This window comes from Brevibacillus sp. NL20B1 (assembly GCF_018195675.1).
GTDB classification, from domain to species: Bacteria; Bacillota; Bacilli; order Brevibacillales; family Brevibacillaceae; genus Brevibacillus; species Brevibacillus aydinogluensis.
In genome coordinates this window covers 1-1,362 of the sequence record NZ_JAGTPT010000061.1, presented here as the reverse complement: position 1 = coordinate 1,362, position 1,362 = coordinate 1, and the positions used below count along the sequence as shown (strand labels likewise).

At 49.7% G+C, this 1,362-nt stretch carries 2 protein-coding genes; both read left to right on the top strand.

Translation table 11 applies throughout. From position 1 onward, the window contains the following. A partial coding sequence (locus KDN35_RS19755) for a Mu transposase domain-containing protein (RefSeq protein ID WP_212133764.1) occupies nt 1-589 on the top strand: 589 nt, incomplete at its 5' end. Then, complete coding sequence (gene istB, locus KDN35_RS19750; RefSeq protein WP_212133762.1) at nt 586-1,353, top strand: IS21-like element helper ATPase IstB; 768 nt, start codon at nt 586-588, stop codon at nt 1,351-1,353. The genes KDN35_RS19755 and istB, both read left to right, overlap by 4 nt. The last annotated feature ends 9 nt before the right edge of the window (nt 1,354-1,362 follow it).

The following is a 1,362-nucleotide window of genomic DNA, read 5'->3' as shown; positions in this document are numbered from 1 at the left end:
GGCAATTGGGCTTGTTCCAAAAGTATGTAAAGTCCGCCGCCCCGAAACAAAGGGGAAAGTGGAACGAGGCGTTCATTACGTAAAATACAACTTTCTTCCTGGCAAACGCTTCGTTGATTTACAGGATCTCAATCAACAAGCCCTTTTCTGGTGCGATAAGATTAACCGTCGCATTCATGGAACAACCGGCGAACGTCCCACCGACAGACTCCGTAAGGAGGATCTGTCGCCTATCCCTTCTTTCGATCGGTGGGAAAAATACCTGTATGAACCCAGACAGGTCAGCCGAGATGGATTTGTTAGCTACGATGGTGTGCGATATGGGGTTCCATGGAGGCACAGTGGACGTGAGGTAACCGTGCGAGAAGTGAATGGGTGGGTGGAAATCTGGGCCGACGGCACATGTATTTCCCGACACCAAAAGGTCTATCGCTCCCGTGCAACTGTTTTTTGCGAAAACCAGTATGCAGGTCTTACGACCGCTCAAGGTTATGCTTATCCACGTCCGCAAGCCCAACAGATTTCATCGCAGCAAGTGGAAGTGCGTTCGCTGGATGTCTATGAGCAGCTAACAGGGGTGGGAGCATGATCGAACTGGAACAGGCACGGCTACGTCTCGAGGAACTTGGGCTTCAACAAGCAGCTCTCCTCTTGGATGCTCATTTGGAAGCGGCAAGTCATGGACAGCCCACCTATCTGTCCTTTCTCAACATGCTCCTTGATGCAGAGATAGCAGAACGCCAGAAACGGAATATGGAGGTACGTACCAAACTCGCACACTTGCCTTACCGAAAAACACTGGAGGAGTTCGATTTTTCTTTCCAACCCAGCATTGACGAACGGATGATTCGAGAGTTGGCCACGATGACTTTCGTAACCCGACACGAGAATGTTTTGTTCTTAGGGCCTCCCGGAGTAGGAAAAAGTCATTTGTCGGTGGCGTTGGCTGTAGAAGCCATCTCGCAAGGCATATCCGTTTACTTTGTCAGTCTCTCGCAACTCATCGAGGATCTGCGAAAAGCTTACGCGGAAAACAGGCTGGATAAACGCCTCCGCATCTATATTCGACCGAAACTCCTGATTATTGACGAAATTGGTTACCTACCGTTTGATAGTTTGGCAGCCAACCTCTTTTTCCAGGTAGTAAGTGCAAGGTACGAGAGAGGGAGCATTCTGTTGACCAGCAACAAGAGTTTCGGTGAATGGGGGGAACTGATGGGCGATCCGATACTTGCTACAGCTATTCTGGATCGGCTCTTACACCATTCCCACATCGTCAATATTAGGGGGAACAGTTACCGACTCCGTGAAAAAATGAGGACTGGAGCCTACGGCTCCCCCTCTTCTACCTAACCAACAAAA

Bases quoted from the DNA above. Each gene is read 5' to 3' on its own strand.
- istB (WP_212133762.1), top strand. From the start codon at position 586: ATGATCGAACTGGAACAGGCACGGCTACGTCTCGAGGAACTTGGGCTT.